This window comes from Chitinivibrio alkaliphilus ACht1 (assembly GCF_000474745.1).
In the GTDB taxonomy this organism is placed as follows: Bacteria; Fibrobacterota; Chitinivibrionia; order Chitinivibrionales; family Chitinivibrionaceae; genus Chitinivibrio; species Chitinivibrio alkaliphilus.
In genome coordinates this window covers 1-975 of sequence record NZ_ASJR01000068.1, presented here as the reverse complement: position 1 = coordinate 975, position 975 = coordinate 1, and the positions used below count along the sequence as shown (strand labels likewise).

General features: G+C 38.6%; 1 protein-coding gene and 1 pseudogene. Both read left to right on the top strand.

Going from position 1 to position 975, the window contains the following annotated elements:
- Positions 1 to 327 (top strand): annotated as a pseudogene (locus tag CALK_RS13240) (hypothetical protein); the annotation flags it as partial.
- Complete coding sequence (locus CALK_RS11655) at positions 311 to 772, top strand: SPASM domain-containing protein (protein ID WP_204365319.1); 462 nt, start codon at positions 311 to 313, stop codon at positions 770 to 772. The pseudogene CALK_RS13240 and the gene CALK_RS11655, both read left to right, overlap by 17 nt.
- Positions 773 to 975 lie beyond the last annotated feature (203 nt).

Here is a 975-nt window from a genome sequence, read left to right as displayed (position 1 = left end):
ACAAAAGGGTTTACCTGTGATGTTTACACAAACTGTCAATCACTTTATCACAACCAGACGGCATTAGAAATAATTACAGAGAATTTGCCCAAGACTTTTTACGTCAGCTTGTACGGCTCAACCGCCAAAGTACACGACGACATTACCCAGATTCCCGGTTCTTTCTCTAAAACGATTGATGTCATAAAAAAAACTTCGAGAGAAAAACATTCCAGTTGTTCTCAATGTAATGATAATGAAACAGAATTACGCGGATGTGGAAAATATCATTCAGCTGTCAAAATCTCTTGGTACAACCCATCGAATTGGTATGAATTTAATCAATAAAAATAATGGTGATAACTCGCCGAGTCAGCTGTTTCTAGATGATGAAGGAAAAATAAAAGAAGTTTTGAGGGTTGCGGAAAATCACCTGTTTAGTATGGATATTCCCGTTGTTCAGGGTAAAAATATTTCTGGTTCAATCTGTGGAGCAGGCACAACATCGCTTACAATTTCCCCAGACGGAACTGTGTATCCCTGCGTGTCGTTGAAAACACCACTTGGTTCGGTAATTGAAAGTAGTGTACAAGATATCTGGAATGGAGAAATACGAGCATCTCTTGTGAAGTCTTTGGTTTGGGAAAATACCGTTGAATGTAAGACCTGCGAAGTTGCAGATAACTGTCCGCATTGTGTTGGTATTTCGCAGGCTGAAAATGGAAGTCCTTTCACCTGTAACCATTGCGACAGGATGGTTGCAGAAGCAATCTCAGAACTTGATTCAGAATAATTGCTTCATAAACCCTGACATTTCAAAAAGTCACAGCCTTATCATTTCATAATCGGATGACTTTTTCATTTGACGATCAATGAGTGAATTATAATTCCTTCACTTTTCAAAAAGTCAGGCAATTGCCGTTTCACAATTGCTCCACTTTTCAGATTTACGACCAATTATAGTTTTATAATTCGGTGAAAATCCCGCAGGTCAAG

Coding starts and splice junctions, on each gene's coding strand:
- CALK_RS11655 (WP_204365319.1), top strand. CDS start 311: ATGAATTTAATCAATAAAAATAATGGTGATAACTCGCCGAGTCAGCTG.